Source organism: Tessaracoccus pujii (assembly GCF_055326215.1).
This window is the reverse complement of the sequence record NZ_JBUZNP010000002.1, coordinates 100528-126011: the sequence shown is the minus strand read 5'-3', so window position 1 is coordinate 126011 and position 25484 is coordinate 100528. Positions and strand designations below refer to the sequence as shown.

The window sequence follows — 25484 nt, the reverse complement described above, 5'->3', positions numbered from 1 at the left end:
TGAGATCGCGCTCAGTCCGACGAGCAGGCCCCGCAGAGCCCGAACACCTCCACCTCATGGACCACCTCGGTGAAGCCGTTGGCCTGGGCCACGCTGGCCGCCCAGGCCTCGACCTCCTCCGCGGCGATCTCCAGCGAGAAGCCACAGGCGCGGCAGACCAGGTGATGGTGGTGACCGGAGGAGCACCGCCGATAGGAGGACTCGCCATCCGGCGTGCGCAGGACATCCACCTCGCCGGCCTCCGCCATGGCCTGCAGCGCCCGGTACACCGTCGCCAGGCCCACCTTGGCGCCCACCTCGCGCAGCTGGTCGTGGAGTTGTTGAGCGGTGCGGAACTCCTCGGCGCCCTCGAGCAGGTCCCGTACAGCCGCGCGCTGCCACGTCTGGCGCGTGGGTGTGGACCTAGTGCTCGTCATAGTGATCTCCATGCCGGGCATGGCGGTGCCCGTCGTGGACGTAGTCCAGGTGGTCGCCGTGCTGGATCACCCTCACCCCCTGCGTGTGCGCGTACTCGTCGTCGTGGCCCTCTGCCGGGTGGTGGGTGTGGCCTCCGTGATCCTCGACGTAGGGGATGAACCTCGCGGCCCCCCGCAGCCACCGGCCGAACACCCAGGAGAGGGCCAGAAGCAGGATCGCGGTGATCACGATGGTGGCCCCGGTGGCGGTGTCCAGGTAGAGCGAGCCGACGGTGCCGCCGACTGCGGCGAGTGCGCCCAACCCCATGGCGCCGAAGAATGAGGTGGTGAAGCCGACGAACGTCTGTTGCGCGGTGGCCACCGGGATCACCATCAGCGCGCTGATCAGCAACAAGCCGACGGTCCGCATCGAGATCGTGACCGTCACCGCGGCCAGCACCACGACCAGCAGGTTGAGGGCGCGCACCCTGATGCCGAGGACGCGCGAGTAGTCCTCGTCGACCGAGACGGCGAACAGTCGCGGCGCGAGGCCGATGGTCAGGGCGAGGATCACGACGGCGAGCGCGACGATCACCCACACGTCAGCCTCGCTCACTGAGGTGAGGGAGCCGAACAGGAAGGACGAGAGCCCGCCCGCGCCCTGGCCTGCGATCCCGGCCATGAGGACGCCGGAGGCGAGGCCCCCGTAGAACAGGATGGCCAGGCCGAGGTCTCCGGACGCCTTGCCGTGCTGGCGGAGCATCTCGACGATGACGGCTCCTGCCACACACGTGACCAACGCGACGGGCAACGGCGCCCAGCCGGTCATCAGGGCGAGACCGACACCCATGATGGCCACGTGGCCGAGCCCGTCGCCGAGCAGGCTCATCCGGCGCTGCACGATGAAGGTGCCGATGGCGGGGGCGATGAGGCCGCTCAGCACGGCGGCGATCAGCGCGCGCTGCATGAACGGAAGGCCGAGGGCGTCGATCATCGCAGGGCTCCCGCGATGGGGTCGGCGAGGCCGACGACGGACCGCGGGGTCCTGGGGGGCCCGCACTCGTGGGCACCGGGACGTTCAGCGTCGACGACCCGCCCGTCGCACAGGGTGACGGAGCGGTGCAGGACGGACTCCATCGGCCCCAGTTCATGCAGCACCACCAACAGCGCCAGGCCTTCGTCGCCGAGGCGGGCCAGGAGTTCGGCAAGACCGGCCTGGCTGTGCAGGTCCACGCCCGCGAGGGGCTCGTCCATGATGAGGAGCTCCGGGTTGGTGGCGAGCGCCCGGGCGATCAGCACCCGCTGCTGCTGCCCTCCCGAGAGGGCGCTGAACGGCCATCCGGCCCTGTCGTCCAGGCCCACCAGGGTGAGGGCCCGTTCCAGGGCGAGCTTGTCCTGGCGGCCCAACCACTGGAATGCCCTGCGGTGGGCGAGGCGCCCGGAGGCGGCGATCTCCCGCACGGTGGCGTTCGCCACGGCCACCGCCGAATGCTGCGGCACGTATCCGAGGCGTGACCAGTCCCGGAACCCCTCGAGGGGCGTCCCGAACAGCTCGACGCTGCCCTCCTGGTGGGGCACCAGGCCGAGCAGCGTGCGCACGAGGGTGGACTTCCCGGAGCCGTTGCCGCCCAGGAGAGCGACGGCCTCGCCGGCCGCCACGGACAGGGATACGTCACGCAGGATGGGCATTCCGCCGAGGGAGACGTAGAGCCCCTCGGCGCGCAGCGGGTCAGCGGCAGTCATTGGCGGCGGCGAGAGCGGTGAGATTGGCGCGCATGATCGAAGGGTAATCCGTGCCGGGGGAGTTGTCCGTCACCCCTTCGAGGGGGTCGAGGACGGCGGTCGCGAGGCCGAGGTCGCCTGCGATCGAACTGGCGACGGCGTCGGAGGTCAGCGTCTCGAAGAAGATGGTGCTCACCCCGTGCGCCACGGCCTCGTCCTGGATCTCCCTGATCCGCGCGGGCGACGGCTCGGCGTCCGGATTCACGCCCGAGATGCCGATCTCGACCAGCTCGTAGCGGGTTGCCAGATAGTGGAAGGCGGAGTGTGTCGTGATGAACTCGCGACGCTCGCATTGCTGCAGGCCGGACGCGAGTTCGGCGTCGAGGTCCATCAGTGACGAGGCCCCGGCTGCCGCGTTGGCGGCGTAGGCGTCGGCGTTGTCAGGGTCGATCTCCGCCAGCCGGTCGCCGATTCCGCTCACGAGGGCCGCCATGCGGCTGGGGTCGAGCCAGAAGTGCGGGTCGAGATCGCCGTGATCATGTCCGTCGTCCGCGGTGTGTTCCGCTGCCGCTTCGTCATGGTCATGCTCCTCTGCCACCGGCAGCAGGTCGACCAGCTCGGCGACGTCGAGCACCGTGGGGGCCCCCGATTGTTCGATGGCCTCGTCGACGGCAGGCTGGAAACCGCCCAGGTAGATGACGAGGTCCGCGTCGGCCAGCGAGGCGATCTGCTGCGGGGACAGCTCCGTGTCGTGGGCCTCGGTGCCGGGCATGGTCAGCGTCGTGACAGAGCCCCGGTCGTCCAGGACGGCCGAGCTGGCCCACTCGAGTGGGTAGAAGGCGGCCACGACGTGCGGGATCGCCTGCGGGGCGCCTGTCGTCGGGCTGCAGGCCGTCGCAGCCATGGCGAGGCCGGCGGCCAGGGCGGCGATGCAGAGCTTGCTATTCATGAGAACCATTATCAATTAGGGGGGTGTCGCGGTCAAGTCGCAGCGCATGTCACGGTTTGATAACTTCCCCACGAAAGTAAAGACAGCGGCAAGCCGAGGTGGCACGATCGCGACAGGAGCGCGCTTGACAGCGATCGTCGAGCGGCAGTCATCTCCATCGCAAAGGAGCGAACTGAAATGCGCAAGAAGATTTCCCTGGTCTCCGGCCTCGCGGCCGTGAGCCTGCTGGCTACCGGATGCCTCGGCGGCACCACGCCCGACGCGTCCGAATCCGTGGGTGAGGCAACCGCCAAGGAGACCATCCAGATCATGTACGCGTTCTCCGGTGACCAGTCGACAGCCTTCCAGTCGGACATGGACACCTGGGGCGAGGCCAACGGCATCACGTTCGACTGGATCCAGTCCAACGAGTTCGAAGTCCAGATCAACTCGAAGGTCCAGTCCGGCAACGCGCCGGACATCGCGATCTTCCCCCAGCCAGGCATCCTCAAGGCACTGGCAGAGGAAGGCGAGCTCGCCGAGCTCGGCACGCAGGTGGACCTCGATCAGCTGCAGGAGGACATCATCCCCGGCTTCCTCGATGCCGCCACCGTCGACGATGTCGTCTACGGCGCACCGATGGCCATGAACGGCAAGTCGTTCTACTGGTACAACAAGCCCGCCTTCGAGGAGGCCGGCTACACGGTCCCCGAGACCCACGATGACCTGCTCGCCCTGATCGACCAGATCAAGGCCGACGGTGTGGCCCCCCTCTGCTACGGCATGGAGTCCGGTTCGGCCACCGGCTGGCCCGCCACCGACTGGATCGAGGACTACGTGCTGCAGACCGGCGGCACCGAGGTCTACGACCAGTGGGTCAGCGGCGAGATCAAGTTCGACAGCCCAGAGATCCGCGAGGCCTACGCCATCTACGAAGAGGTCCTCATGACCGAGGGCAACGTGTACGGCGGAATCCAGAATTCCTCCTCCAACGCCTTCGCCACCGCGCTCAACCCGATGTTCGATCCCGAGCCGAAGTGCTACCTCGGTAAGCAGGGCAACTTCATCACGCAGAAGGGTTTCTTCCCTGACGACATCTTCGCCCAACTGGACACCGTCGTCGGCATGTTCGTGACCCCGAGCGTCTCGGGTGAAAGCCCCGTTCTCGGTGGTGGCGACCTCGCGGCGGCGTTCACCAAGAACGACTCGAACGTCATGAAGACCATGGCCTTCATGACGACCGATCCCGAATTCGGCGACGCCCAGGTCAACACCGGCGCGTGGTTGTCGCCCCTGAAGACCTTCGATGCGGAGAAGTACCCCAACCAGGTGCTCAAGGACGTCGCGGCCTCCGTGGCCGACTCGTCGGTGTTCCGCTTCGACGGTTCGGACCAGATGCCCGGCGCAGTCGGCTCCGGCAGCTTCTGGACCGGCATGGTGGACTTCACCAGCGGTCGCACCGATCTCGACGCCACGCTGCAGGCGATCGACGCCAGCTGGCCCGCGAGCTGATCGGCGCCCCTTCGAATCCGTGTAGGCGGTGGCCCGGGAAACCTCGGACCACCGCCGACCTCACCCCTCAGGAGCAACTTCATGTACGAAAAGCTCGGCCTCGCGCTCGGCGCGGTCGTGGTGGGTGTGCTGGGTGCGGTGGCGCTGTTCTGGCTGTTGAACAAGGCGTGCGAGCTTCTCCCGAAGAAGTGGGAACTCCGCCTCAAGCCCTATGCGCTGCTGTTGCCGGCCTACGCCGCGATCGGCATCTTCCTCCTCTATCCCGCTGTCGAGACCGTGACCTCGAGCTTCCGCCGTGGCCGTAACGGCCGGCTGCTGGAGTTCGTCGGCTTCGACAACTACTCGCGTCTCTTCAGCGATCCCCGCTTCCTCAACACGCTGATCAACAACGTGCTGTGGATCATCGTCGCCCCCGCCGCCATCGTCGCGGCAGGGCTGCTGGTGGCCGTGTTGGTGGACAAGCTCAAGCCGATGGCGGAGAAGACCGCCAAGTCCATCATCTTCCTGCCCATGGCGATCTCGATGGTGGGCGCCTCCACCATCTGGAACCTCGTCTACGCCTGGCGCCCCGAGGGCTCATCGCAGGTGGGTCTGCTCAACCAGATCGTGGTCTCTCTGGGGGGCTCGCCCCAGACGTGGCTGCAGATGGACACCGCACGGTTCAACACCTTTTTGCTGATGGCGGTCTACATCTGGACCCAGGTGGGCTTCGCCATGGTGCTGCTGTCGGCCGCACTCAAGGGCGTGCCGGAGGACACCATCGAGGCGGGCCGCATCGACGGCGCCTCCGAGGGGGCCATCTTCTGGCGGATCATCCTCCCGCAGGCATGGCCCACGGTCATCACGGTGTTCATCACGGTGCTCATCGGTGTCATGAAGATCTTCGACATCGTCTACGCGATGACCAACGGTAACTACAACACCAACGTGCTGGGCAACGCGTTCTACGCGTCGCTGTTCCGCAACGGTGATCCCGGCACGGCCTCGGCCATCGTCGTGATTCTCATCATCGCCATCATCCCGGTCCTGGTGTACCAGGTCCGCCAGTTCCGGCTCCAGGAGGCGAACTCATGAGCGTCGTAGTCCCCCCGAAGCAGGTCAAGATCAAGCGTGGCGAGGAGGTGGCGCGTTCCGTAGGCTCGGGGAAGTTCCTCTGGCTGATCGAGTCGGCAGTGGTCATCCTCTGCCTGCTGTGGCTCATCCCGACCATCGGCCTCTTCATCACCTCGCTGCGCCCGCGTTCCGAGGCCAACACCAACGGCTGGTGGAACGTCTTCGCCAACCCCACCCAAATGACGATCGACAACTACAGCGAGGTCATGACCACGGGCGCCACCCCCTTCGGCGAGGCGTTCATCAACTCCATGACGGTGGCCATCCCGGCGACGATCATCCCGATCCTCATCGCGGCCTTCGCCGCCTACGTCTTCACGTTCATGGAATTCAAGGGTCGTGACGTGCTGTTCATCGTCATCGTCGGCCTCCTCGTGGTGCCGAACTCGGTGTCCTTCGTCCCCCTGTCGATCATCTTCCAGCAGCTCGGCATCAACGGGCAGTTCGCCACTGTCTGGCTGGCCCACACCGGCTTCGGCATGCCGCTGGCGGTCTACATCCTGCGCAACTACATGGCGTCCCTGCCCAAGTCGGTGGTGGAATCGGCGGAGATCGACGGCGCCTCCCACTGGCAGACGTTCTGGCGGCTGATCATCCCCATGTCGATGCCGGCGCTGGCCTCGTTCGCGATCTTCCAGTTCCTCTGGGTGTGGAACGACCTGCTGGTGGCGCTGATCTTCCTCGGCCAGGGCGAGAACGCGGTCCTCACGATCGCGCTCGCCGGAGTTCTGGGCACCCGAGGTGAGAACTGGCACCTGCTGACCGCAGGCGCCTTCATCTCCATGCTGCTCCCGCTCGTGGTGTTCTTCGCCCTGCAGCGGTACTTCGTCCGAGGCCTCACCTCCGGCGCGGTCAAGGGCTGATCGGTTTACACCCCCGGGTCGCGCCGGCCCGCCGGCCCGGGGGTAGCCTTCACCATCGTGATCGTCCTCACCCGCTTCTCCGCCCCCGGCCCAGGCTTCATCGATGAAGCCCGGGCCGTCGTGGCTTGGTGGGCCCAGCGCCCCGGCTGCCTCGGCATCGACCTGGTCCGCAATCTCGACGACCCGGACCTCTTCGCGATCGTGGGGCGCTGGGTCAACGTCGGCGACTACCGGCGGTCCTTCAACGGATACGACGCCAAGATGATCCTCACCCCGCTGTTGTCGAGGGCGATCGACGAGCCGAGCGCCTTCCTGCCGGTAGACGAACTCGGCGCCAACGTGCCCCGCGGCACACACTGACCAGGAGACTTCATCATGCACACCCGCCTGCTGCTCACCGCCGACGGCGTCTCGGTCGCCGTGCGGGTCGACGATTCGCGGTTGCCGGAGGTCGTCCACTGGGGCCCGGCCATCGGACCGCTCTCCGCCGAGGAGTTCGACGCGCTGGCGTTGGCGGACGTCTTCCAGGTGGGACCCAACAACCCGGACCTGCCGCCGCGCTTCGGCATCCTGCTCGAGGGGCGCTACGGCTGGGCAGGCCGTCCCGGGCTCGTCGGATCCCGGTCCGGCCGCGACTGGACCCCCGACTGGCGGGTCAACGAGGTCCTCGTGGACTCCGATCCGGCGGGCGAACTGGTCACGTCAGGGCCCTGCACCGTGGAGTTCCGCGCGGAGTCCGAGGCGTCCAGGCTGAGCCTGGTCCTGACGCTACAGCTGACGCCCGAGGGCCTGGTCGTCCTGCGCGGCACCGTCACCAACGTGGATGACGACGCCTACCTCCTGGACGAGTTCACGCTCGGGCTGCCCGTGCCCAGCAAGGCCTCCGAGCTCTTCGACTTCGCCGGACGGTGGGGGGTGGAGCGCTTCCCGCAGCGCCGTGAGTTCACCGTCGGTCAGCATCGGCGCGAGGGTCGTCATGGTCGCACCGGAGCCGATTCCGCCTACGTGCTCCACGCGGGTGTGCCAGGCTTCGGTTTCCGCGGCGGCGAGGTCTGGTCGGTGCACACCGCCTGGAGCGGCAATCACCTGCACGTGGCCGAACGCGACTTCATCGGCCAACAGGTGCTGACCGGCGGCGAGCTGCTCCTGCCCGGAGAGGTGGTCCTGGGCCGCGACGACAGCTATGCCACGCCCGAACTCTTCTTCAACTATGCCGACGGGCTGGACCGTCAGGCCGACCGCTTCCACAGCCACCTGCGCAGCCTGCCCCACGCGCCCTCGAGCGACAGGCCCGTCACGCTCAACGTCTGGGAGGCCGTCTACTTCGACCACGACACCCCACGGCTCCTCGACCTGGCCGAACGCGCCGCGGCGCTGGGGGTGGAGCGGTTCGTCCTCGACGACGGCTGGTTCGGATCCCGCCGCGACGACACGGCCGGGCTGGGAGACTGGGTGGTGGCCGCCGACATCTGGCCCCAAGGCCTGCACCCGCTCGTGGACCGCGTCAAGGACCTGGGTATGGAGTTCGGCCTCTGGTTCGAGCCGGAGATGGTCAATCTCGACTCCGACCTCGCCCGCGCACACCCGGACTGGATCATGCAGCCCGCGGGGCGCCTGCCCGTCGAGGCGCGCCAGCAGCACGTACTCAATCTCTCGATCGAGGGTGCCTGGAATCACGTGTTCGCGCAGATGGACGCCATCCTCGGCGAGTACCGGATCGACTACGTGAAGTGGGACCACAACCGGGATCTGATCGACGCGGGCACGGCCCCCCACGGCACGCCGGCCGTGCACGCCCAGACGCAGGCCTACTACCGGCTGCTGGACGCGCTGAGGGAACGTCACAGGGGAGTCGAATTCGAGTCCTGCAGTTCAGGCGGCGCCCGTGTCGACCTGGAGGTCATGCGCCGTGTGGAGCGGGTGTGGGTCTCGGACGTCATCGATCCTCAGGAGCGCCAGCGCATGCTCCCCTGGACCAGCCAACTGCTGCCGCCGGAGTTCCAGGGCAGCCACATCGCCTCCGGCCGCTCCCACTCCACCGCGCGCTGGCACGACATCAACTTCCGGGCCGCCACGGCGGTCTTCGGACACCTCGGGATCGAGTGGGACCTCGCCCAGGCGTCGGAGGAGGAACTCGCTCAGCTGCGGTGGTGGATCGACTGGTACAAGGAGAACCGCCACGTACTGCTGGCCGGTCGCCAGATCCGTGTCGACATGCGCGAGCCTCAGTGCTACTTCAAGGGCGTCGTGACACGCCAGAAGGCCATCTTCTCGCTGTCACTGTTGAGCGTCTCGCCCGTGGTGAGCCTGGGCAAGCTCCAGTTTCCAGGCCTGGACCCGTCGGCAACCTACCGGGTGAGTGTCATCGACAGGCAGCTCGTGCCTCCCATCCACGTCGTCGCATGGGAGGCGTCGGGGTCTCCGCTCGTGCTGCCAGGCGACGTCCTGATCAATGTCGGTATCCGCGCGCCGCAGATGCAGCCGGACACCGCGGTGCTCTTCGAACTCGACCGGGTCTGACATGAGCCCCTGGCCCCTGGACCCCACCACCCGGAGCGTTGCTCTGGCGGTGCTGCGCCACGGGCCGATTTCGCGGGCGGAGGTGGCCCGGATGCTCGGTCTGTCGTCCGGGTCGCTGACCAGGATCACCAAGCCGTTGATCGAAACCGGTGTGCTGGAGCAGGGGCCCCCGTCGGCCCTGGACATCGGCCGGCCACCCCTGCCGCTGCGGATCATCGACGAGGCCGCGCGGTTCCTCGGCGTCAAGATCGTGCCCGGCCACGCCTGGGTGGTGGAGACGGGACTGGCCGGGGAGGTCCACCACTCGGAGGAACTCGACCTCGACACCGCGACACTCGAGTCGACAGCCCAAGGGCTGGCCCGGGTCGTCGGGACATTCCCCGGGGTGTCCGCCGTGGGGGTGTGCCTGCCCGCCTCCGTCGGGCCCGACGGGGTGCTGCACGCCACCCGGATGCTGGGCTGGCCCGGCGGGGGAAACCTGGCGCACCGTCTCACCCACCTCACGGGGAAGGACTGTGCCACCGCCAACGACATCGACGGGTTGACCCTGTTCCAGCACTGGTTCGGGGCCGGCCGGGGTCTGACCCACTTCGCGGTGGTCACGTTCGGGCTGGGTGTGGGATGCGGTGCCGTGGTCGACGACCAGTTGCTGCTCGGCAGGCAGGGCGCGGCCGCGATCCTCGGGCGGCTGTGGCTGCCCGATGGTCGCGTCTTCGGTGACGTGCTGTCGATGGAGGCCGTGACCGAGGCCGCCAGTGTCGCGGCAGGGCGGCCCCTCACGTTCGGCGAGGCTCTCGATGCACCGGAGGCGGTGCCGGCCGTCGAGGACGCCGTGACCGCGCTCGGGTGGATCGTGCGGGCGGCCGCCATCGCCTTCGCCCCGGAACGGATCCTCATCACCGGCGAGGGCATCGACCTCGTGGGCGGCTCCCTCGACCTCGTCCGGGAGGTTCTCTCCCGCGACTGGCGCGAGGACCTCCACGTGCCGGACCTGGTTCTCGCGCCGCTCGACTTCCACGATTTCGCCCGTGGCGCGGCGGTCGCGGCGATCAGGCTGCGGTTCACAGCGCCGTCCTGACGTAGGCTGGGGGGTCGCCGTCGAACCCAGGAGCCCCATGCCCCACATCACGCCACTGCGTCTCCACGCGCCCAGCCGCCGCGACGCCGTCGTCGTGGACCTTCCCGTGGTCCTCGCGCCGATGGCCGGGGTCACCAACGCCGCCTACCGGCAGCTCTGCCGCGAGCAGGGCGCCGGCCTGTACGTCTGCGAGATGATCACCTCCCGGGGACTGGTGGTGGGGGACTCCAAGACGCGCGACATGCTGCAGTTCGACCCGGGCGAGACCACCCGCTCGGTTCAGCTCTACGGCGTGGACCCCGGCGTGATGGCCGACGCCGCCCGGATCCTCGCCCGGGACCACGGCGTGGCGCACATCGACCTCAATTTCGGCTGCCCGGTGCCCAAGGTCACCCGTAAGGGCGGCGGAGGCGTGCTGCCGTACAAGCGGGACCGGTTCCGGTCGATCGTCCGGGAGACGGTCCGGGCGGCCGACGAGTTCGGGGTGCCGGTCACCATCAAGACCCGGATCGGCATCGACGACGACCACGTGACCTTCCTCGACGCCGGGCGGATCGCCCAGGAGGAGGGGGCCGCGGCCATCGCCCTGCACGGCCGCACCGTGCAGCAGGCGTACTCGGGTGAGGCCGTCTGGGCACGGATCGCGGAGCTGGTCAGGGCGGTGGACATCCCCGTCCTCGGGAACGGGGACATCTGGGAGGCCGAGGACGCGCTGCGGATGATGGACGAGACCGGCTGCGCGGGTGTGGTGGTGGGTCGCGGTTGCCTGGGCCGGCCCTGGCTGTTCGGTGACCTGGCCGCCGCGTTCACGGGAGGAGAGTTGCGGCACCGCCCCACGCTCGGGGAGGTGGGCCTCATGCTGACGCGCCACGCGGAGCTGCTGGTGGGATACGTAGGGGAGCGCCACGGACTCACGGACCTGCGCAAGCACATGGCCTGGTACTTCAAGGGCTATCCGGTGGGGGAACTGAGGCGCCGCTTCGCCATGGTGTCGACGCTGGCCGAACTGCGGGACCTGGTGGCGCAGCTGGACCACGACGCCGAGTTCCCCGTCACGGAGCTGGGCACTCCCCGCGGGCGGCAGGGTTCGCCGCGGGGCAAGGTGGTGGTGCCCTACGGTTGGTACGACGACACCTCCGGGTGTGAGCTGGACCTATCTGACGCCGAGATCGGCGTGAGCGGAGGATGAGAATGTCAGAGCAGGGCAACGGACCCGAGAAGAACCAACCGAGGAAGAAGCTGCCGCTCTGGGCTCAGGCGGGCAGGGCTGTGGCGCTGCTCGCTGTGGCCGTCCTGTTCGTCAGCGCCTACTTCCAGTCCACCACCAGCGGCGCGGAGTCGCTCGACTGGGAACGGGTGGGCAGCACCGCCTTCGGTATCGCGGTCATGGGGGTGGCGATGCTTTTCCTCGGGCGCGCTCAGACTCGAAAGTAGCCCCACCCCGGCTGCGTCCCTGGCTCCTCGTTATTGTGAGGCAAACGCCGGACCGTTCACGGCCGGCCCGGCCCCAGGAGGTTCCATGGGTGAAACGGCAACGATCATCATCGACGGGGTGAGCCACGTTCTCCCCCTCATCACCGGCACCGAGGGGGAGCGGGCGATCGACATCTCCTCGCTGCGCTCCAGCACAGGCACCATCACGCTGGACGACGGCTACGGCAACACCGGCTCCTGCCAGTCCGCCATCACATTCATCGACGGCGAGAAGGGGATTCTCCGCTACCGGGGCATCCCGATCGAGGACCTTGCCGAGCGGTCGAGCTTCATCGAGACGGCCGAACTCCTGATTTTCGGTGAACTGCCGGACGAGCAGGAGCGGGCGGAGTTCCGGCTCCTTCTCACGGAGAACGCCGCGCTGCACCGCGACATGCGCAAGCACTTCGATGGTTTCCCTGCCAACGCCCACCCCATGGCGATCCTCTCGGCGATGATCAACGCGCTGCAGACCCATGAGATGACCGAGAGCCAGTTCACCGACGCGCAGCAGTTCAAGTACGCGGCGGCCGGCCTCATCGCGAAGACGCGCACCATCGCCGCGGCGTCGTACAAGTCACACATCGGGCAGCCCATCGCCTACCCGCGCTACGACCTCTCCTACGCCGAGAACTTCCTGCACATGATGTTCTCGGTTCCCTACCGCGATTACGAGCCGACGCCCGAGGTGGCACACGCGCTCAACATGTTCCTCGTCCTGCACGCGGACCACGAACAGAACTGCTCCACCTCGACGGTGCGCATGGTGGCCTCCTCCGGGGCCAACATGTACTCGGCGGTCTCGGCCGGCGTGAACGCGCTGTGGGGAAGGCTGCACGGTGGGGCGAACATGGGCGTCATCGAGATGCTCGAGTACATGCAGGCGAGCGGCACCACGCCCCAGCAGTATCTGGCCCGGGTCAAGGACCGGTCCTCCGGGGTGAAGCTGATGGGCTTCGGCCACCGCGTCTACCGCAACTTCGACCCGCGGGCGAAGATCCTCAAGAAGGCCGCCCACGACCTCCTCAACGCCATGCACGTCACCGACCCGCTGCTGGACATCGCCCGCGAGGTGGAGCAGGCCGCCCTGAGCGATGACTACTTCGCCTCCCGGCGGCTGTATCCCAACGTCGATTTCTACTCGGGCATCATCCTGCGCGCCATCGGCATCCCCTTGGACATGTTCACGGTGATGTTCGCCATCGGCCGGACGCCCGGATGGGTGGCGCACTGGAAGGAGGTCACCGACAATCCGCGGCAGCGGATCTACCGCCCGCGCCAGGTGTACGTCGGCAAGCCGCTGTCGGGGTGGGTGCCGCGCGCCGAGCGCTGAGGCGGCTACGGTGAGAGGTGATGGACACACCGCTACCTCGCACCGCACTCTGGGCCCGGACCATGCATGGGCACGGAGACGACGTCATCACCGCCCACGCCGGGACCACGGCCCGGGCGGATGCCCGTCAGAGCCGTGGCCGGACCGAGCGTGAGGAGCACGAGAGGCTCACGCTGATCCCTGAGGCCTCCTACGCCGTCGGGGCGGGCGAACGCTCCAGGGGGGAGGAACCGGATCCCTTCCGCACCTGCTTCGAGCGCGACCGTGACCGCATCGTGCACTCCGCGGCGTTCAGGCGGCTGGCGGGAAAGACCCAGGTCGTGGTCTACCCGACGGACCACCAACGGACCCGGCTCACGCATGCGCTCGAGGTGGCGCAGGCCGCCGTGGCCATGGCGCGGGGGATCGGGGCGAACGTGACGCTGGCGGACGCCGTCGCGCTCGGTCACGACTGCGGGCACGGTCCCGGAGGCCATGCGTCGGAGGATGCCTTCGACCAGTTCGTCGACGGCGGCTACGACCACGGGCCCTGGGGTGCGGACGTGGTTCTGGCCGATCTGAATCTCACGCGCCAGACGCTCGACGGCATCCGCAACCACTCGTGGTCGCGGCCCGCGCCGGCCACCATCGAGGGCGAGATCGTGTCCTGGGCGGACCGGATCGCGTACTGCGCCCACGACCTCGAGGACGCGGTAGCGGCCGGGATCGTGACGCTGTCGGAGCTGCCGGCCGTGGTGCGCGAGGTGGCAGGCGTGACCCGCCGCCAACAGTTGGCCACCTTCATCACCGCTGTGATCGAGACCACCGCCAGCACCGGCGTCGTGGGCATGGACCCGGTCACCGCCGAGGCGCTGGGCGAGCTCCGCCGGTTCAACTACGAGCGGATCTACACCCGCCCAGAATCGGTGGCCCAGTCCGTCACCGTGGTCCGTGTGCTGACGGACCTGGTGGAGTTCTACCTCGCCACTCCGGATGCCCTTCCAGAGGAATACCGTGCTCAGGATCTCATCCGCGGGGCCGTGACCTACGTGGGCGGGATGACGGACCGGTTCGCCTTCGAGCAGGCGCGCATGCGCCTCGGCTGGGATCCCCGGAAGCTGCCCCGGGGTATCGGCAGGGGCGCGTAAGGGCTGCTAGTACAGTGGCCCCGTGGCGGGCCGGATCAACGATGAGGACATTGCCTCCGTTCGCGAGCGCTGCCGCATCGACGACGTCGTGGGCGGCTACGTGGCCCTGCGCAACGCGGGCGGTGGGTCGATGAAGGGTCTGTGTCCCTTCCATGACGAAAAGACTCCATCGTTCACCGTCACCCCGTCGCGCGGATTCTTCTACTGTTTCGGCTGCGGCGAGGGCGGGGACGTGATCACCTTCCTGCAGAAGCAGCAGAACCTGTCGTTCACCGAGGCCGTTCAGGTGCTCGCGGACCGCGCCGGCATTGTGCTGCGGGTCGAGGACGACGGTGCTCCCGGGCAGGTCCCCGGGCTACGGAAGCGGATCCTCGAGGCCAACGAGGCCGCGCAGCAGTTCTTCGCGGCCCAGCTGGAATCGGCCGAGGCTATCGAGGCGCGTCAGTTCCTGCACAGTCGCGGCTTCGACCGCGAGGTGGCCGCCACATTCCGCGTCGGATACGCGCCGCGGCACGGAGGCGCGCTCCGGCAGACCCTCCGGGCGCAGGGATTCACCGACGAGGTGCTCCAGGCCGCAGGGCTGACGCGCCACGGAGGCCGTGACTTCTTCGTGGGGCGCGTGCTGTGGCCGATCCGCGACTCCGCCCAGGCGGTGCTGGGGTTCGGTGCGCGTCGCATCTACGACGACGACAGGCTTCCGGCCAAGTACATCAACACGCCGGAGTCGCCGGTGTACAAGAAATCCCACGTGCTGTACGGCCTCGACCTGGCCCGTCGCGAGATCGGCAGACGGGCGCAGGCGGTGATCGTCGAGGGCTACACCGACGTCATGGCGGCGCACATGTCGGGCGTCGAAACGGCGGTGGCCTCCTGCGGCACCGCGTTCGGGGACGATCACGCGCGCCTGCTGCAGCGGCTCATGGGTACCCAGGACGGGTTGCACGGTGAGGTCATCTTCACCTTCGACGGCGACAAGGCGGGTCAGGCCGCGGCGTTGAAGGTCTTCAAGGGGGATCAGAACTTCATCACCCAGACCTACGTGGCCGTCGAGCCCACCGGTCTGGACCCTTGTGATCTCCGGCTCCAGCAGGGGGAGGCCGCAGTGCGCGAACTGGTGGCCCGGCGCATCCCGCTGTACCGGTTCGTGATGTCCAACATCGCCAAGAGTCACGACCTGGACCGCGCGGACGGGAGGCTGGCGGCCGCTCGGGAGGGGGCGGAGCTGGTCGGCTCGATCCGGGACCAGTCCCTGGTGAGCCAGTACCTGCGCGAGCTGGCGGGGGTGCTCGGCATGGACCTCGACGAGGTGCGCAGCGAGGCGGCGCGGTCGCGGCATCGGGGCGCTCCGGTCGAGGTCCCGGAGGGCGACGGGAGACCGGCGGCCGATCCGGCGTGGCCCAACCCGAGCGATCCGTCGTTGCGTCTGGAGCGTGACACCCTCAAACTCATGGTGCAGTACCCCACCACGTTCGACGCGGGCTGGAATTCGGTGGAGCCCGAGGACTTCACCCACCCCGGCTACGCCGCGGTGTTCCGCCTGCTGGCGTCGGTGGAGTTCGGGGACGGATGGACAGACAGGCTGCGCTCTGAGGCGCCCACAGACCTGGTGCGGCAGCTGTTGGTCGCGCTCATCGTCGAGCCGCTGCTCCGGGAGGCGGACGAGTCGTATTCCCTGGTCCACACGGCGCGGCTGCGTCTGGCGAGGGTCACGCGGCAGATCGCCGACCTGAAGTCGCGGCTGCAGCGCACCGACCCGGTCAAGGATCCCTCCGGTCACCGGACCCAGTTCGCGAAGCTGACCGAGCTGGAGATGCGCCGCAAGCAACTGCAGGCCGTCGGCCTGGGCTGAGCCGGCGTCGGTGGCCCTGCGGGTGGTGACAAACTCCGGGATTGCATTGTCATGTCCCGTGAGCCTAAAGTTTCTTCATGTCGAGACACTGTGGTCTCGCCGACCTTCAGGAGAAGCATGTCCCAAGGCCGTACCGTCGATCCGTTGAATCCAGTCGATTCCAGAGCTGTGTTCGTCGAGGTCTCCCAGACCGCCGATTACCGTGAGCTGCGTTCCAGCTTTCGCCGTTTCGCTTTTCCGATGACGATCGCCGGAGTCCTCTCATACTTCGTCTACGTCGTGCTGTCCATCTACGCGGTGAACTTCATGGCCTCCCCGTTCCTCGGGATGAGCGGCCTCAACACCGGGATCATGCTGGGGCTGTTCCAGTTCGCGGTGGTGTGGATCTGGACGGCTGTCTACGTCAACTACGCCAATCGGCGCCTCGACCCGCTGTCCGCCCGCATCAAGGAGCGCATCGTGAACGAGGGTGCGGCATGATCTCGCTGCTCGACACCTCCCAGTACGGCAACCCGCTCATCAACATCGCCGTGTTCGCCGTCTTCGTCGCGGCAACCCTGGCGGTGGTCATCACCGTGAGCCGGCAGAAGACCAAGGCCTCGGACTTCTACACCGGGGGTGCCAAGTTCTCCGGCAGGCAGAACGGCTTGGCGATCACCGGCGACTACCTCTCCGCAGCGGCGTTCCTCGGGGTCACCGGTGCCATCGCCCTGTACGGCTACGACGGCCTGCTGTACTCCGTCGGCTTCTTCGTGGCCCTGCTCATTGCGCTCTACCTCGTCGCCGAGCCCATGCGCAACACCGGCAAGTACACGATGGCCGACGTGCTCAGCTTCAGGATGAACCAGAAGCCGGTCCGGACGGCCGCGGCCACGTCGACGCTGGTGATCTCGTTGGTCTACCTGCTCGCTCAGATGGCAGGCGCAGGCGGCCTCGTGGCGCTCCTGCTCGGCGTGTCGGACCGCAACATGCAGAGCCTCGTCATCGCCCTGGTGGGCGTGCTCATGATCGTCTACGTGCTCATCGGTGGCATGAAGGGCACCACCTGGGTGCAGATGATCAAGGCGGTGCTGCTGGTCAGCGGCGCGGCGGTCATGACGTTCCTGGTGCTGATGGGTGACGGATTCAACCTCGACACGCTGGCCCTCGCAGCTCAGCAGGCCGCCCTCGATCCCGCGACAGGCACCGGCAAGGACCTGCTCGAGCCGATGGGGCGATACGGAGCCACGGACTGGACGAAACTGTCGTTCCTGTCGCTGTCACTGGCGCTCATCGCAGGACCCTCCGGTCTGCCGCACGTGCTCATGCGCTTCTACACCGTCCCGACGGCCAAGGAGGCACGTAAGTCCGCAGTGTGGGCGATCATCCTGGTGGGGGTGTTCTTCCTCTTCACCCTGGTGCTCGGCCTGGGTGCGGCCAAGCTCGTGGGTCAGCAGGAGATCCTGGCGGCTCCTGGTGGAGCCAACTCGGCGGCGCCGCTGCTGGCCCTCAACCTGGGTGGCGAGATCTTCATGGGCGTGATCTCGGGGGTGGCGTTCGCCACGATCCTGGCGGTCGTGGCGGGGCTCACCATCACCGCCTCCGCATCGTTTGCGCACGACGTGTACAACTCCATCCTCAAGGACGGGAAGGCCGATCCCGCGCAGGAGGTGCGCGTGGCACGCTACACGTCCGTGGTGGTCGGGGTGCTCGCCATCCTCGGCGGGATCGCGGCGAACGGGCAGAACATCGCGTTCCTGATTTCGCTGGCGTTCGCGGTCGCGGCCTCGGCCAACCTGCCGTCGATCCTCTACACGCTGTACTGGAAGAGGTTCAACACCCGCGGGTCTGTGTGGTCCATCTACACCGGCCTCATCTCCGCCACGCTGCTCATCATCTTCTCTCCGGCCATCTCCGGTTCGCCGTCGTCGATGTTCGGTGAGTCGGTGAACTTTGCGTGGTTCCCGCTGGACAACCCGGCCCTCGTGAGCGTGCCGCTGGCGTTCTTCGCGGGGTGGCTGGGGACGGTCACCTCGCCGCAGCGCGGGGACGAGGAGTTCGCGATCGAGATGGAGGTGCGGTCCATGACGGGGGCAGGGGCTGGCGAGGCGATCTCGCACTGATTCCCGCGGTCCGCTCGCTGTCCAACAGCGAGCGGGCCCGGGCCACCGCCTCACGCTCCCAACGGTGAACAGTGGAGGCCGAGGCGTTCATGGCCCGCGCCGTCTCGGCCAGTGTGAGCGCCTCTCCGTTGAGACCGAATCGATGCTCGAGGACACGACGGTGCCGCGGGGACAGCAGTTCGAGGAAGGCGAGCCCGGGGGAGTCCACCCGGGCGAAGCCGGCCTCGGCCGCCGGGTCCGCGCTGAGCACATCGTCGAGGCTGACAGTCCTGACCATCGCCCTGCTCACCGCCTGGGCGGAGACTCCGGCGGCTGCCGCGGCCTCGGCGATGCCGATGGTCTTGCCGGCGGCGCCCTGCCTGTCGCGTTCCTCCCCGGCGAGACGTGCGGCCCGGCGGTCCGCCCGCGTCGACGTGGGGCGACCCACCCGGTGGCGGGCGCCCTCGGTCAGTGCCCTGAAGACGAACTCGAAGACGAACGTGCTGAACCGTACCGCCCTGGTGTGGTCGTATCGTCGAATCGCCTCGGCCACGGCCACGCAGCCGTCCTGGAACAGGTCCTCGGGCGGGAGCCCGTGGGCGGCGGCGACGCGTCTGGCCTGCTGCATCGCGACCTTCAAACCCAAGGCCCAGAGCCGGTCCCGTGCGTCCATGCCTAAGGCCACCAATGATTCGAGCTCGGGATCCGGGCCGTTGCGCTGAACGAGAAATGAGGCGTACATCCCTGCCTCGACAGCTTTGGCGCACTCGAAGTCATCGCCGGGCTCGAACCAGACGTCGGGCAGTTGCAGAGCGTTGAAGTCCATGGCCTCAGCCTTACGTCCTGAGGGCTCGCGGTCGCGGTCTCTGAGGGCTGCTGTGGACAACTTCGAACGGACAACACTTCTTATCCACACGGAGCACAATGGAGCCATGGAACTGTTCAATCGGCTCGACCCTGCCATCCTTGAGGGGCTCGATGAGGCACTCGGCCACCGCGCTGACGTGCTGGCGCACGGCGTCGGCGAGGGGGTGGTGCTGGTCGGCACACGATCCGCCCTGGCGCGCCGCATCGGCGACACGTGGCGGATCTGGGGCTGGGAAGAGGTCGGCAGTGGGTCATGGCTGGGGGAATCCGGCACATTCCGTTGGCGGACCGTCGAGGGGGAGAGGTTCGAGGCGCAACTCACGGAGCCAGGCCGACTTCCGGAACTGTTCCAGGAACGGGTGCAGGCGTCCACCGTCGTGCAGAGCGTCGTGGACGGTAGCAGAGGCCAGGTGCAGATCGTCGGCCGAAGGAGCCTAGGGCACGATCCCAAGCTCCATTGGTATGCGGTTCCATCCGGAGGAGCGGACCTGGATGACCCCGCCACCCGCGCCGCGGTGGTCGCGGAGACGGACCGATTGGCGGCTGAGTACTTCTGACGGGAGCCCCTGGGCTGTGGGACGCTCGGATTCGCACGGCCCGGATTGATCTGCTAACGTTCTTTTTCGCGTGGATAGTCCACCAATCCCTGGTAGCTCAATTGGCAGAGCATTCGACTGTTAATCGAAGGGTTACTGGTTCGAGTCCAGTCCGGGGAGCCAATTCGAAGGCCGCTTTGACTAAGCGAAACACTGGTCGAGGCGGCTTTCTTCGTTGCGAGCTGGCAACTTCGGGAACCTAGATCACTCTCCGTCGAAGGCGGACAGAGCGAGCGCCTCCGCGTCGACGAGTGCGCGCTGAGCGGCTTCCTCCTGGTGGTGCTCAGGCAGGCTCGACGGCGCGGCGCATAACCGTGTTCTTCAGCCCTTTGGGCCGGACGAAGGCGAACCCCGCGCGCTCGTAGACCGCCCGGGTGCCGTTGTAGAGGAACGAGGACGACGTCTTCCTTTCTCCGGGCATGTGAGGGTAACCCTCGACCACACCGCCGCCTGCCTGCGCGATCAGGTCGAGTGCACCTTGGAGCGCGACGGTCACCAACCCGTGACGGCGGAAGCGCTTGTCGACGAAGATGCAGGTGATCCGGTAGTCCGGTTCGTCCTCGGCCTCGGCTCTCAGATCAGCCAGGTACTGCTTGCGGTGGTGGATGTTCGGGAGTTCCACGGGTGTGCCGTACTCGGCCCAGGCGATTGCCTCCTGGCCGTCGTCCCCGTCGCGGACGACGAGCGCGGCGTGCGCAACGCCCTTCGCGACCAGTTGCTGCTTCAGTGCGCGGTTGCGGTCGTAACTCTTGTTGCGTTCCTCGCAGTCGGGGTGGAACCAGACGCACCAGCATCCACTGAAGATGCCGTTGTGCCTCTCGACAAGGGCCGCGAACAGGTCCCAAGTCTCCACGGTAAGGGGCGCGATCGTCGTTGGCCCCGGATCCATCGTCGCCATGCAGGCGACGCTAGCCCACAACGAGCGGCACCGGTACCCATGCAGCGACGAGGCCGGCCTTCACAGGCAAGGACTTCTCGGCGATCACACTCTCCGCCGCACCCGTCGTCCGGAAGGTGCTGACCTTGCGCTGCGTGGGGCGCTGTCAGCTCGCATTGCCGAAGGCCTCGACCAGCCAGCCGCGGAGCTCATCGTCGATCTCATTGATGTCGTGGAGCTCCATGTGGTGGACCCACACATTTCTGGAGGGGTGGGCGACCTGCTTGATCCGGGGGGAGGTCACCTCATAGGGCAGGACCACGACAGCACTGCGGGCACGTCGCTCTTGACGTACTGTCCCGGACGCCAGAGGTAGACGAAGCCCTTGCGGCGCCAGAAGGCGATCTGGCTCTTAGTCACCCTGATGGACGCCTCACCGATGTCACGAACGGCCTCCTCCACGGCTGCGTACAGTTTGAGCCCATCGGGAAAGCCATGGAAGAACTCCTCGGGGGTGCGCTCGGCCTCGCCCGTTCCCATGGACCCCAACGTAGCGAACCCCACGCACGCAGGTGCCGCGCAGGCAGGAGTTGCGGACGCGACGAGGCGGGGAGACGCGAAGAGGGTCCATCTCCTAGGCTGTGGCCATGACCATCACCCGGGACGAGCTCATCAAGATCCTGGCTGAGGCGGACCCGGTAGGGCTCATCGCCGGCGGCGCTCCACAGGGTGAGTACGCGGCGGAGGCCGATGCGATCCTCGCGCTGCACGGCGTCCCGAAAGTGACTGAGATCACAGGCGTCTTTGCCGTGAGCTTCAGCGAGCCTGGAGCGTGCACCCGGGACACCGCGCGCTGGATTGCCGAAGAGATGACGCGCCGGGCAGGCGCCTGAAATGTCGCCACTCAGTGGTAGGCATGTGGCCATGAATTTCCTTGAGTCCACGACTCTCACCGGCCGCCTGATCACCTTGGAGCCGCTCACGGATGAGCACGTCGGAGGACTCCGTCAGGCGGTGGAGGACGGCCGCATCCACGACCTCTGGTACACCTCCGCCCCCGCACCCGACGCAGTGGCTGCAGACGTCGCAGCCAAGCGGCGGCAGGCGGAGCGCGGAGCGATGCTGCCGTTCGCGATCCGACGACAGGCTGACGGCCAGCTGATCGGAGTGACCACATTCTGTTCTCCGCTGCCCGCGGTGCCCGCGGTGGAGATCGGCTACACGTGGCAGGCTGCGTCCGCGCAGCGCACCGGCACGAACACCGAGGCGAAGTTGCTGATGCTGGCTCAGGCCTTCGACCAGTGGGGATGCCGTCGAGTGGCCTTCCGGGCGACCTGGTTCAACCACCAGTCTCGGCGGGCCATCGAACGACTCGGGGCGGTGTACGAGGGGCGACTCCGCAACGACCGGATCCTGCGTACGGGCGAGGTGACCGATACTGCCCAGTACTCGATCACCGACGGCGACTGGCCCGCCGTCCGTCGACACCTTCGTCACCTTCTCGACAGATGACCGGGAGGGACGGGCTGTCAGCGCATCGTGCATGGGCTTCAGAAGGTGCCTACGATGCGTGAATGGGTACCACTGCGGATTCGCTAAACAGATCACCGTTCGGCCGGTGGATCAACAGCCCGGCGGGCCGGATCTTCCGCACGACGGCAGGGACCGGCTTCATGGTGGCCGGCCTCATCGCCCGTCGTCGTGCCGCCGGCAAGGCCTCCCTGGCGTGGGGGGTGTTGCCGTTGACCGCGGGCCTCTTCGACGTGTGCTACATGAGCGCGGTGCTCGGCGGCCCCCTGCGCGGCCACGACTGCCGCGCCGTCCAGCGCTGACGGACTGCACAGGTCGGCCTCTCAGCCCAGGTCCGCCAGGTCCCCGAGGAAGGCGTTGGCCCAGTCGTCGATGGTGTGGGTCTCCACCTGCTTCTTGAGCGCACGCATGCGGCGCTGCCTCGATCGCACGGGGTCCGTCGCCGCCTGCATCAGGACCGCCTTCATGCCGTTGAGGTCATAGGGGTTGACGAGGTAGGCCTGCTTGAGCTCGAGCGCCGCGCCCGCAAACTCGCTGAGGACCAGCGCTCCGCTGGTGTTGGGATGACAGGCCACGTACTCCTTCGCCACGAGGTTCATGCCGTCGCGCAGCGGAGTGACCACCATCACGTCGGCGATGCGGTACATGGCGGCCATCGTCGCCCGGGGGAACCCGGAGTGCCGGTACACGATCGCGGGGCGCCCCACCCCACCCACCTCTGAGTTGATCCGGCCAACGAGCTGATCGATGTCGTCGCGCAGACGCTTGTATTCCTCGACGCGTTCGCGTGACGGGGTGGCCACCTGGACGAACACCACGTCCGCCGGGTCGAGCTTGCCCTCCTCGAACAGCTCTCCCATGGCGCGCACCCGCTGACGCAGGCCCTTGGTGTAGTCCAGCCGGTCAACCCCGAGGAACACCAGCTTGGGGTGACCGAGTTCGTCGAGCAGAGCCTCGGCCTCGGCGACGACCTCTGGCGAGCGTGCCAGGTCGGAGAATCCCTGTGTGTCGATGGAGATGGGGTAGGCCCGTGCCACGCTGAAGTGGCCCGCGTTGACCCGGACCCGGTCACGCTCGACCTTGTGGGTGGTGAGTCGACGTACCAGCCGCAGGAAATTGGCCGCGCCGCCGGGCACCTGGAAGCCGATGAGGTCTGCGCCCAACAGGCCCTCGAGGATCTCCTTGCGCCACGGGAGCTGCGAGTAGATCTCGCCGGGTGGAAACGGGATGTGCAGGAAGAATCCGATCTTCAGGTCCGGGCGCATGGCCCGCAGCAGCTGGGGGACGAGCTGCAGTTGATAGTCCTGGACCCACACGGTGGCGCCCTGCTCCGCAACCTCCGCCGCTGCCTGAGCGAACCGCTCGTTCACCGTCACGTAGGCGTCCCACCATTCGCGATGGAACTCCGGGAAGGCGATGGTGTCGTGGAACAGCGGCCAGAGCGTGGCGTTGGAGAAGCCCTCGTAGTACTCCTCATACTCCGTCGAGCTCAGCGGAACGGGGACGACTGAGTAGCCGTCGTGGTCGAAAGGTGCCACCGTCTCGTCCGCGGCGCCGTGCCAGCCGATCCAGGCCCCGCCCTTCTGCCGCATGACCGGCTCGAGCGCCGTGACCAGCCCACCTGGCGATGTGCGCCAATCCACCGTCCCGTCGGGCGCGGTGACCCGATCAACTGGGAGCCTGTTCGCGACGACGACAAAGCTGGCAAGGTGCGGCATTGGTTCCTCCTGGTTGTCACCCCACCCTACCGACTTGTCATGGCCCCACCGCGTGGCAGAGTGGGGCCATGACCTCCTGGCACGCGAAGACACAGGCAGCCCACGATTTCCTTGAGGCCGCCGCCGCCACACCCGGCAGCGTGCTGGTGGCGATGGACTTCGACGGCACCCTCGCCTCCATCGTGGACGACCCGGGCACCTCGTCGCTGCACCCGGACGCGGCCGCGTCGCTGGCAGACCTGGGACCCAAGGTGGGCCAGGTGGCGATCATCACCGGGCGCCCGGTGGCGACGGTACGCGATCTCGGGCAGCTGCAGCGCCGGGCGGGGCTGGACACTCTGATCGTGCTGGGGCAGTACGGCACCGAACGATGGGATGCCCGCACTGGCGTCGAGACTCCTTCGGAGAACCCGCAGAGCGTCGCGGTGGCGAAAGTGCAGATCGAGCGGGCGCTGGCGGATCTGGGGCTGCCCGGCGTGCACCTGGAGGACAAGGGCCGCGCGCTGGGTGTACATGTACGGCGTTGTCCTGACCCCACGGCCGCCTATGCCGCGCTCAAACCCCTCGTCGCCGAGATCGCGGAGGCGAACGCACTGGTGCTGGAGCCAGGCAAGCTCGTGTTGGAGCTGAGGGCCTCGTCTATGTCCAAGGGTGACGCGCTGCGCTCCCTCATCGAGGAGACGGGCGCCACGGTGGTCGCGATGTGCGGTGATGATCTGGGAGATCTCCCGGCGTTCGATCTCCTGCGGGACCTGCGGGCCGACGGACTCGTCACGTGCAACGTGGTCAGCGGATCACACGAGATGCCTGCGCTGACCGACGACGCGGATGTGGTGGCAAGCGGCCCGGCGGGTGTCGCCGCGTGGTTGGCGGCCGTGGCGCGCCACATCGGTTGATCCGTTTCAGTGGGGCGAGCGGGGCTCGAACCCGCGACCCGCGGATTATGAGTCCGCTGCACTAACCGGCTGTGCTATCGCCCCTGGGTCGCCCGCCAGCATATCCCCTGGCGAGGCAGGCGTTCAGAGCCGAGGGTTGGGGGACGGATCGCCCGGCCCGGACTGGTCTCCGCTGGGTTGGTTCATCGACGGGCTCTCGGTGTAGGGGCCGGGATCGTTGCCTGGGCTCGAACTGGGGCTGCCGCTGCTCTCACCCTCCGATGGCGAGGCGGACTGCGGGCTGCCCGACCCCGAGCCGCTGCCTTCGCCCATAGACGGGATGGGCTGCGGCGCGTTCACCGGCGGCTGGTTCTGGAACAGCAGGATGGCCAGGAGTAGAGCCAGCGCGGTGAGCAGAGCCATGAGCAGAAACGACACCAGCATGGTGATCCAGCCGGCCCGGTCGGTGCGTCCCGGCCAGGCGAGGGGCCACAGGCGGGTCGGACCGTGGCCCGTCTTGTCGAGCCAGTGCAACCGGTAGTCCGGACCCGCGGGCTCGCTCAGCGGGGGCGTGCGGGAGAGGTCGATCGCACGGAGGACCCGGTCGGCCTCGACGACGGCAGCCAGGGACCCGTCGAACGCGAGGGCCGCCCACGGGGCCAGGGGTGCGTGGTGGGCGAGTTGGGGGTCGTCGTCGTGCCGGTGGCGGACCGCCATGCGGCCCTCGTCCTGGCCCTCCCCGCCACGCGCCACCACGGTGTCGATGTGCATGGCGTTGATCTCGCCCGAGAAGCGGGCCCGCGCCGCGGCGTCCGCGGAGGCGCCCTCGGACAGGAGGATCAGCATCACGGCGTCGCCTCCCTCCTCGTGGGCGGCGAAGACGGTCCCGGCCGGGGTCGCGGTGAGCCGGGAATCGAGCCAGAAATCGCCCACGCGGGCCGGATCGCCGTCCCGCAACGGGTGATGACCGGCCATCGGTGCCGGTGCTGAGGGACTGTCCTGCGTGCTCATCGGTACCATCAAACCA

Annotated in this window: 28 protein-coding genes and 2 tRNA genes; 19 read left to right on the top strand and 11 right to left on the bottom strand. The window is 67.8% G+C overall.

Annotated elements, in window-relative coordinates:
- Positions 1-11 precede the first annotated feature (11 nt).
- From ACZK5N_RS02610 to ACZK5N_RS02595, 4 genes are read right to left on the bottom strand one after another with little or no spacing between them, the layout of a single operon-like run.
- Positions 12-416, bottom strand: a complete 405-nt coding sequence (locus tag ACZK5N_RS02610) for a Fur family transcriptional regulator (RefSeq protein ID WP_459019934.1) — start codon at positions 414-416, stop codon at positions 12-14.
- Positions 403-1389, bottom strand: coding sequence for a metal ABC transporter permease (locus ACZK5N_RS02605; protein WP_459019933.1), 987 nt, complete (start codon positions 1387-1389; stop codon positions 403-405). Before ACZK5N_RS02605 ends, ACZK5N_RS02610 begins: the two co-directional genes overlap by 14 nt.
- The gene (locus ACZK5N_RS02600) at positions 1386-2138 is read right to left on the bottom strand and encodes a metal ABC transporter ATP-binding protein (protein ID WP_459019932.1); all 753 of its coding nucleotides are present in this window, start codon (positions 2136-2138) and stop codon (positions 1386-1388) included. The genes ACZK5N_RS02605 and ACZK5N_RS02600 overlap by 4 nt, the downstream gene beginning before the upstream one ends.
- On the bottom strand, positions 2125-3066 hold the full coding sequence (locus ACZK5N_RS02595; protein ID WP_459019931.1) for a metal ABC transporter substrate-binding protein: 942 nt from the start codon (positions 3064-3066) through the stop codon (positions 2125-2127). Before ACZK5N_RS02595 ends, ACZK5N_RS02600 begins: the two co-directional genes overlap by 14 nt.
- A 177-nt stretch (positions 3067-3243) precedes the next feature.
- On the opposite strand from ACZK5N_RS02595, the gene ACZK5N_RS02590 reads away from it, so the two are divergent.
- The 13 genes from ACZK5N_RS02590 (at position 3244) to ACZK5N_RS02530 (ending at position 18015) form a co-directional block, all read left to right on the top strand.
- Complete coding sequence (locus tag ACZK5N_RS02590) at positions 3244-4557, top strand: ABC transporter substrate-binding protein (RefSeq protein WP_459019930.1); 1314 nt, start codon at positions 3244-3246, stop codon at positions 4555-4557.
- A gap of 81 nt (positions 4558-4638) precedes the next feature.
- Entirely contained in the window at positions 4639-5631 is a 993-nt protein-coding gene (locus tag ACZK5N_RS02585) for a carbohydrate ABC transporter permease (RefSeq protein ID WP_459019929.1), read from the top strand.
- Positions 5628-6533, top strand: coding sequence for a carbohydrate ABC transporter permease (locus tag ACZK5N_RS02580; protein WP_459019928.1), 906 nt, complete (start codon positions 5628-5630; stop codon positions 6531-6533). The genes ACZK5N_RS02585 and ACZK5N_RS02580 overlap by 4 nt, the downstream gene beginning before the upstream one ends.
- Before the next feature lie 57 nt (positions 6534-6590).
- A complete protein-coding gene (locus ACZK5N_RS02575; RefSeq protein ID WP_459019927.1) occupies positions 6591-6893 on the top strand; it encodes an antibiotic biosynthesis monooxygenase family protein in 303 nt (100 codons plus the stop codon).
- A gap of 15 nt (positions 6894-6908) precedes the next feature.
- Positions 6909-9053: an alpha-galactosidase gene (locus ACZK5N_RS02570; RefSeq protein ID WP_459019926.1), complete on the top strand. Its 2145-nt coding sequence runs from the start codon at positions 6909-6911 to the stop codon at positions 9051-9053.
- A gap of 1 nt (position 9054) precedes the next feature.
- Positions 9055-10131 (top strand): ROK family transcriptional regulator, encoded by a 1077-nt coding sequence (locus ACZK5N_RS02565; RefSeq protein ID WP_459019925.1) that lies wholly within the window; start codon positions 9055-9057, stop codon positions 10129-10131.
- Between the two features lie 37 nt (positions 10132-10168).
- Positions 10169-11320, top strand: a complete 1152-nt coding sequence (gene dusB, locus ACZK5N_RS02560) for a tRNA dihydrouridine synthase DusB (RefSeq protein ID WP_459019924.1) — start codon at positions 10169-10171, stop codon at positions 11318-11320.
- A gap of 2 nt (positions 11321-11322) precedes the next feature.
- On the top strand, positions 11323-11565 hold the full coding sequence (locus ACZK5N_RS02555; protein ID WP_459019923.1) for a hypothetical protein: 243 nt from the start codon (positions 11323-11325) through the stop codon (positions 11563-11565).
- A gap of 85 nt (positions 11566-11650) precedes the next feature.
- Positions 11651-12937, top strand: coding sequence for a citrate synthase (locus tag ACZK5N_RS02550; protein ID WP_459019922.1), 1287 nt, complete (start codon positions 11651-11653; stop codon positions 12935-12937).
- Between the two features lie 62 nt (positions 12938-12999).
- Positions 13000-14064, top strand: coding sequence for an HD domain-containing protein (locus tag ACZK5N_RS02545; RefSeq protein WP_459020397.1), 1065 nt, complete (start codon positions 13000-13002; stop codon positions 14062-14064).
- 22 nt (positions 14065-14086) lie between these two features.
- Entirely contained in the window at positions 14087-15913 is a 1827-nt protein-coding gene (dnaG, locus tag ACZK5N_RS02540; RefSeq protein ID WP_459019921.1) for a DNA primase, read from the top strand.
- A gap of 51 nt (positions 15914-15964) precedes the next feature.
- Positions 15965-16393 (top strand): DUF485 domain-containing protein, encoded by a 429-nt coding sequence (locus ACZK5N_RS02535; protein WP_459019920.1) that lies wholly within the window; start codon positions 15965-15967, stop codon positions 16391-16393.
- Positions 16390-18015: a monocarboxylic acid transporter gene (locus ACZK5N_RS02530; protein ID WP_459019919.1), complete on the top strand. Its 1626-nt coding sequence runs from the start codon at positions 16390-16392 to the stop codon at positions 18013-18015. The genes ACZK5N_RS02535 and ACZK5N_RS02530 overlap by 4 nt, the downstream gene beginning before the upstream one ends.
- Here ACZK5N_RS02530 and ACZK5N_RS02525 read toward each other — a convergent pair.
- Entirely contained in the window at positions 17921-18820 is a 900-nt protein-coding gene (locus ACZK5N_RS02525; RefSeq protein ID WP_459019918.1) for a sigma-70 family RNA polymerase sigma factor, read from the bottom strand. The genes ACZK5N_RS02530 and ACZK5N_RS02525 overlap by 95 nt on opposite strands.
- 106 nt (positions 18821-18926) lie before the next feature.
- Here ACZK5N_RS02525 and ACZK5N_RS02520 point away from each other — a divergent pair, with 106 nt between their 5' ends.
- Positions 18927-19418 (top strand): hypothetical protein, encoded by a 492-nt coding sequence (locus tag ACZK5N_RS02520; RefSeq protein WP_459019917.1) that lies wholly within the window; start codon positions 18927-18929, stop codon positions 19416-19418.
- An 86-nt stretch (positions 19419-19504) separates the two neighbouring features.
- Positions 19505-19580 (top strand) — tRNA-Asn (locus tag ACZK5N_RS02515).
- Between the two features lie 160 nt (positions 19581-19740).
- On the opposite strand, the gene ACZK5N_RS02510 is transcribed toward ACZK5N_RS02515, so the two are convergent.
- The 3 genes from ACZK5N_RS02510 to ACZK5N_RS02500 form a co-directional block, all read right to left on the bottom strand.
- Positions 19741-20355: a GNAT family N-acetyltransferase gene (locus tag ACZK5N_RS02510; RefSeq protein ID WP_459019900.1), complete on the bottom strand. Its 615-nt coding sequence runs from the start codon at positions 20353-20355 to the stop codon at positions 19741-19743.
- Between the two features lie 145 nt (positions 20356-20500).
- Entirely contained in the window at positions 20501-20656 is a 156-nt protein-coding gene (locus tag ACZK5N_RS02505) for a hypothetical protein (RefSeq protein ID WP_459019899.1), read from the bottom strand.
- A complete protein-coding gene (locus ACZK5N_RS02500) occupies positions 20635-20874 on the bottom strand; it encodes a hypothetical protein (protein WP_459019898.1) in 240 nt (79 codons plus the stop codon). Before ACZK5N_RS02500 ends, ACZK5N_RS02505 begins: the two co-directional genes overlap by 22 nt.
- Positions 20875-20981: 107 nt before the next feature.
- On the opposite strand from ACZK5N_RS02500, the gene ACZK5N_RS02495 reads away from it, so the two are divergent.
- The 3 genes from ACZK5N_RS02495 to ACZK5N_RS02485 all read left to right on the top strand — a co-directional run bounded on the left by ACZK5N_RS02495 (position 20982) and on the right by ACZK5N_RS02485 (position 22166).
- Positions 20982-21227, top strand: coding sequence for a hypothetical protein (locus ACZK5N_RS02495; protein WP_459019897.1), 246 nt, complete (start codon positions 20982-20984; stop codon positions 21225-21227).
- A 31-nt stretch (positions 21228-21258) separates the two neighbouring features.
- Entirely contained in the window at positions 21259-21846 is a 588-nt protein-coding gene (locus ACZK5N_RS02490) for a GNAT family N-acetyltransferase (protein WP_459019896.1), read from the top strand.
- 62 nt (positions 21847-21908) lie between these two features.
- Positions 21909-22166, top strand: a complete 258-nt coding sequence (locus ACZK5N_RS02485; protein ID WP_459019895.1) for a hypothetical protein — start codon at positions 21909-21911, stop codon at positions 22164-22166.
- A 21-nt stretch (positions 22167-22187) separates the two neighbouring features.
- On the opposite strand, the gene ACZK5N_RS02480 is transcribed toward ACZK5N_RS02485, so the two are convergent.
- Positions 22188-23582 carry an alpha,alpha-trehalose-phosphate synthase (UDP-forming) gene (locus tag ACZK5N_RS02480; RefSeq protein ID WP_459019894.1) on the bottom strand — a complete coding sequence of 465 codons (1395 nt, stop codon included), beginning with the start codon at positions 23580-23582 and terminating at the stop codon, positions 22188-22190.
- 68 nt (positions 23583-23650) lie between these two features.
- On the opposite strand from ACZK5N_RS02480, the gene otsB reads away from it, so the two are divergent.
- Positions 23651-24478: a trehalose-phosphatase gene (gene otsB / locus ACZK5N_RS02475; protein ID WP_459019893.1), complete on the top strand. Its 828-nt coding sequence runs from the start codon at positions 23651-23653 to the stop codon at positions 24476-24478.
- Between the two features lie 10 nt (positions 24479-24488).
- Here otsB and ACZK5N_RS02470 read toward each other — a convergent pair.
- A tRNA-Ile gene (locus ACZK5N_RS02470) sits at positions 24489-24562 on the bottom strand.
- Positions 24563-24601: 39 nt separating this feature from the next.
- Complete coding sequence (locus tag ACZK5N_RS02465) at positions 24602-25468, bottom strand: hypothetical protein (protein ID WP_459019892.1); 867 nt, start codon at positions 25466-25468, stop codon at positions 24602-24604.
- Between the last annotated feature and the right edge of the window lie 16 nt (positions 25469-25484).

Bases quoted from the DNA above. Each gene is read 5' to 3' on its own strand.
- ACZK5N_RS02610 (WP_459019934.1), bottom strand. From the start codon at position 416: ATGACGAGCACTAGGTCCACACCCACGCGCCAGACGTGGCAGCGCGCG.
- ACZK5N_RS02605 (WP_459019933.1), bottom strand. From the start codon at position 1,389: ATGATCGACGCCCTCGGCCTTCCGTTCATGCAGCGCGCGCTGATCGCC.
- ACZK5N_RS02600 (WP_459019932.1), bottom strand. From the start codon at position 2,138: ATGACTGCCGCTGACCCGCTGCGCGCCGAGGGGCTCTACGTCTCCCTC.
- ACZK5N_RS02595 (WP_459019931.1), bottom strand. From the start codon at position 3,066: ATGAATAGCAAGCTCTGCATCGCCGCCCTGGCCGCCGGCCTCGCCATG.
- ACZK5N_RS02590 (WP_459019930.1), top strand. From the start codon at position 3,244: ATGCGCAAGAAGATTTCCCTGGTCTCCGGCCTCGCGGCCGTGAGCCTG.
- ACZK5N_RS02585 (WP_459019929.1), top strand. From the start codon at position 4,639: ATGTACGAAAAGCTCGGCCTCGCGCTCGGCGCGGTCGTGGTGGGTGTG.
- ACZK5N_RS02580 (WP_459019928.1), top strand. From the start codon at position 5,628: ATGAGCGTCGTAGTCCCCCCGAAGCAGGTCAAGATCAAGCGTGGCGAG.
- ACZK5N_RS02570 (WP_459019926.1), top strand. From the start codon at position 6,909: ATGCACACCCGCCTGCTGCTCACCGCCGACGGCGTCTCGGTCGCCGTG.
- ACZK5N_RS02565 (WP_459019925.1), top strand. From the start codon at position 9,055: ATGAGCCCCTGGCCCCTGGACCCCACCACCCGGAGCGTTGCTCTGGCG.
- dusB (WP_459019924.1), top strand. From the start codon at position 10,169: ATGCCCCACATCACGCCACTGCGTCTCCACGCGCCCAGCCGCCGCGAC.
- ACZK5N_RS02555 (WP_459019923.1), top strand. From the start codon at position 11,323: ATGTCAGAGCAGGGCAACGGACCCGAGAAGAACCAACCGAGGAAGAAG.
- ACZK5N_RS02550 (WP_459019922.1), top strand. From the start codon at position 11,651: ATGGGTGAAACGGCAACGATCATCATCGACGGGGTGAGCCACGTTCTC.
- ACZK5N_RS02545 (WP_459020397.1), top strand. From the start codon at position 13,000: ATGCATGGGCACGGAGACGACGTCATCACCGCCCACGCCGGGACCACG.
- ACZK5N_RS02535 (WP_459019920.1), top strand. From the start codon at position 15,965: ATGTCCCGTGAGCCTAAAGTTTCTTCATGTCGAGACACTGTGGTCTCG.
- ACZK5N_RS02530 (WP_459019919.1), top strand. From the start codon at position 16,390: ATGATCTCGCTGCTCGACACCTCCCAGTACGGCAACCCGCTCATCAAC.
- ACZK5N_RS02525 (WP_459019918.1), bottom strand. From the start codon at position 18,820: ATGGACTTCAACGCTCTGCAACTGCCCGACGTCTGGTTCGAGCCCGGC.
- ACZK5N_RS02520 (WP_459019917.1), top strand. From the start codon at position 18,927: ATGGAACTGTTCAATCGGCTCGACCCTGCCATCCTTGAGGGGCTCGAT.
- ACZK5N_RS02510 (WP_459019900.1), bottom strand. From the start codon at position 20,355: ATGGCGACGATGGATCCGGGGCCAACGACGATCGCGCCCCTTACCGTG.
- ACZK5N_RS02500 (WP_459019898.1), bottom strand. From the start codon at position 20,874: ATGGGAACGGGCGAGGCCGAGCGCACCCCCGAGGAGTTCTTCCATGGC.
- ACZK5N_RS02495 (WP_459019897.1), top strand. From the start codon at position 20,982: ATGACCATCACCCGGGACGAGCTCATCAAGATCCTGGCTGAGGCGGAC.
- ACZK5N_RS02490 (WP_459019896.1), top strand. From the start codon at position 21,259: ATGAATTTCCTTGAGTCCACGACTCTCACCGGCCGCCTGATCACCTTG.
- ACZK5N_RS02485 (WP_459019895.1), top strand. From the start codon at position 21,909: ATGGGTACCACTGCGGATTCGCTAAACAGATCACCGTTCGGCCGGTGG.
- ACZK5N_RS02480 (WP_459019894.1), bottom strand. From the start codon at position 23,582: ATGCCGCACCTTGCCAGCTTTGTCGTCGTCGCGAACAGGCTCCCAGTT.
- otsB (WP_459019893.1), top strand. From the start codon at position 23,651: ATGACCTCCTGGCACGCGAAGACACAGGCAGCCCACGATTTCCTTGAG.
- ACZK5N_RS02465 (WP_459019892.1), bottom strand. From the start codon at position 25,468: ATGAGCACGCAGGACAGTCCCTCAGCACCGGCACCGATGGCCGGTCAT.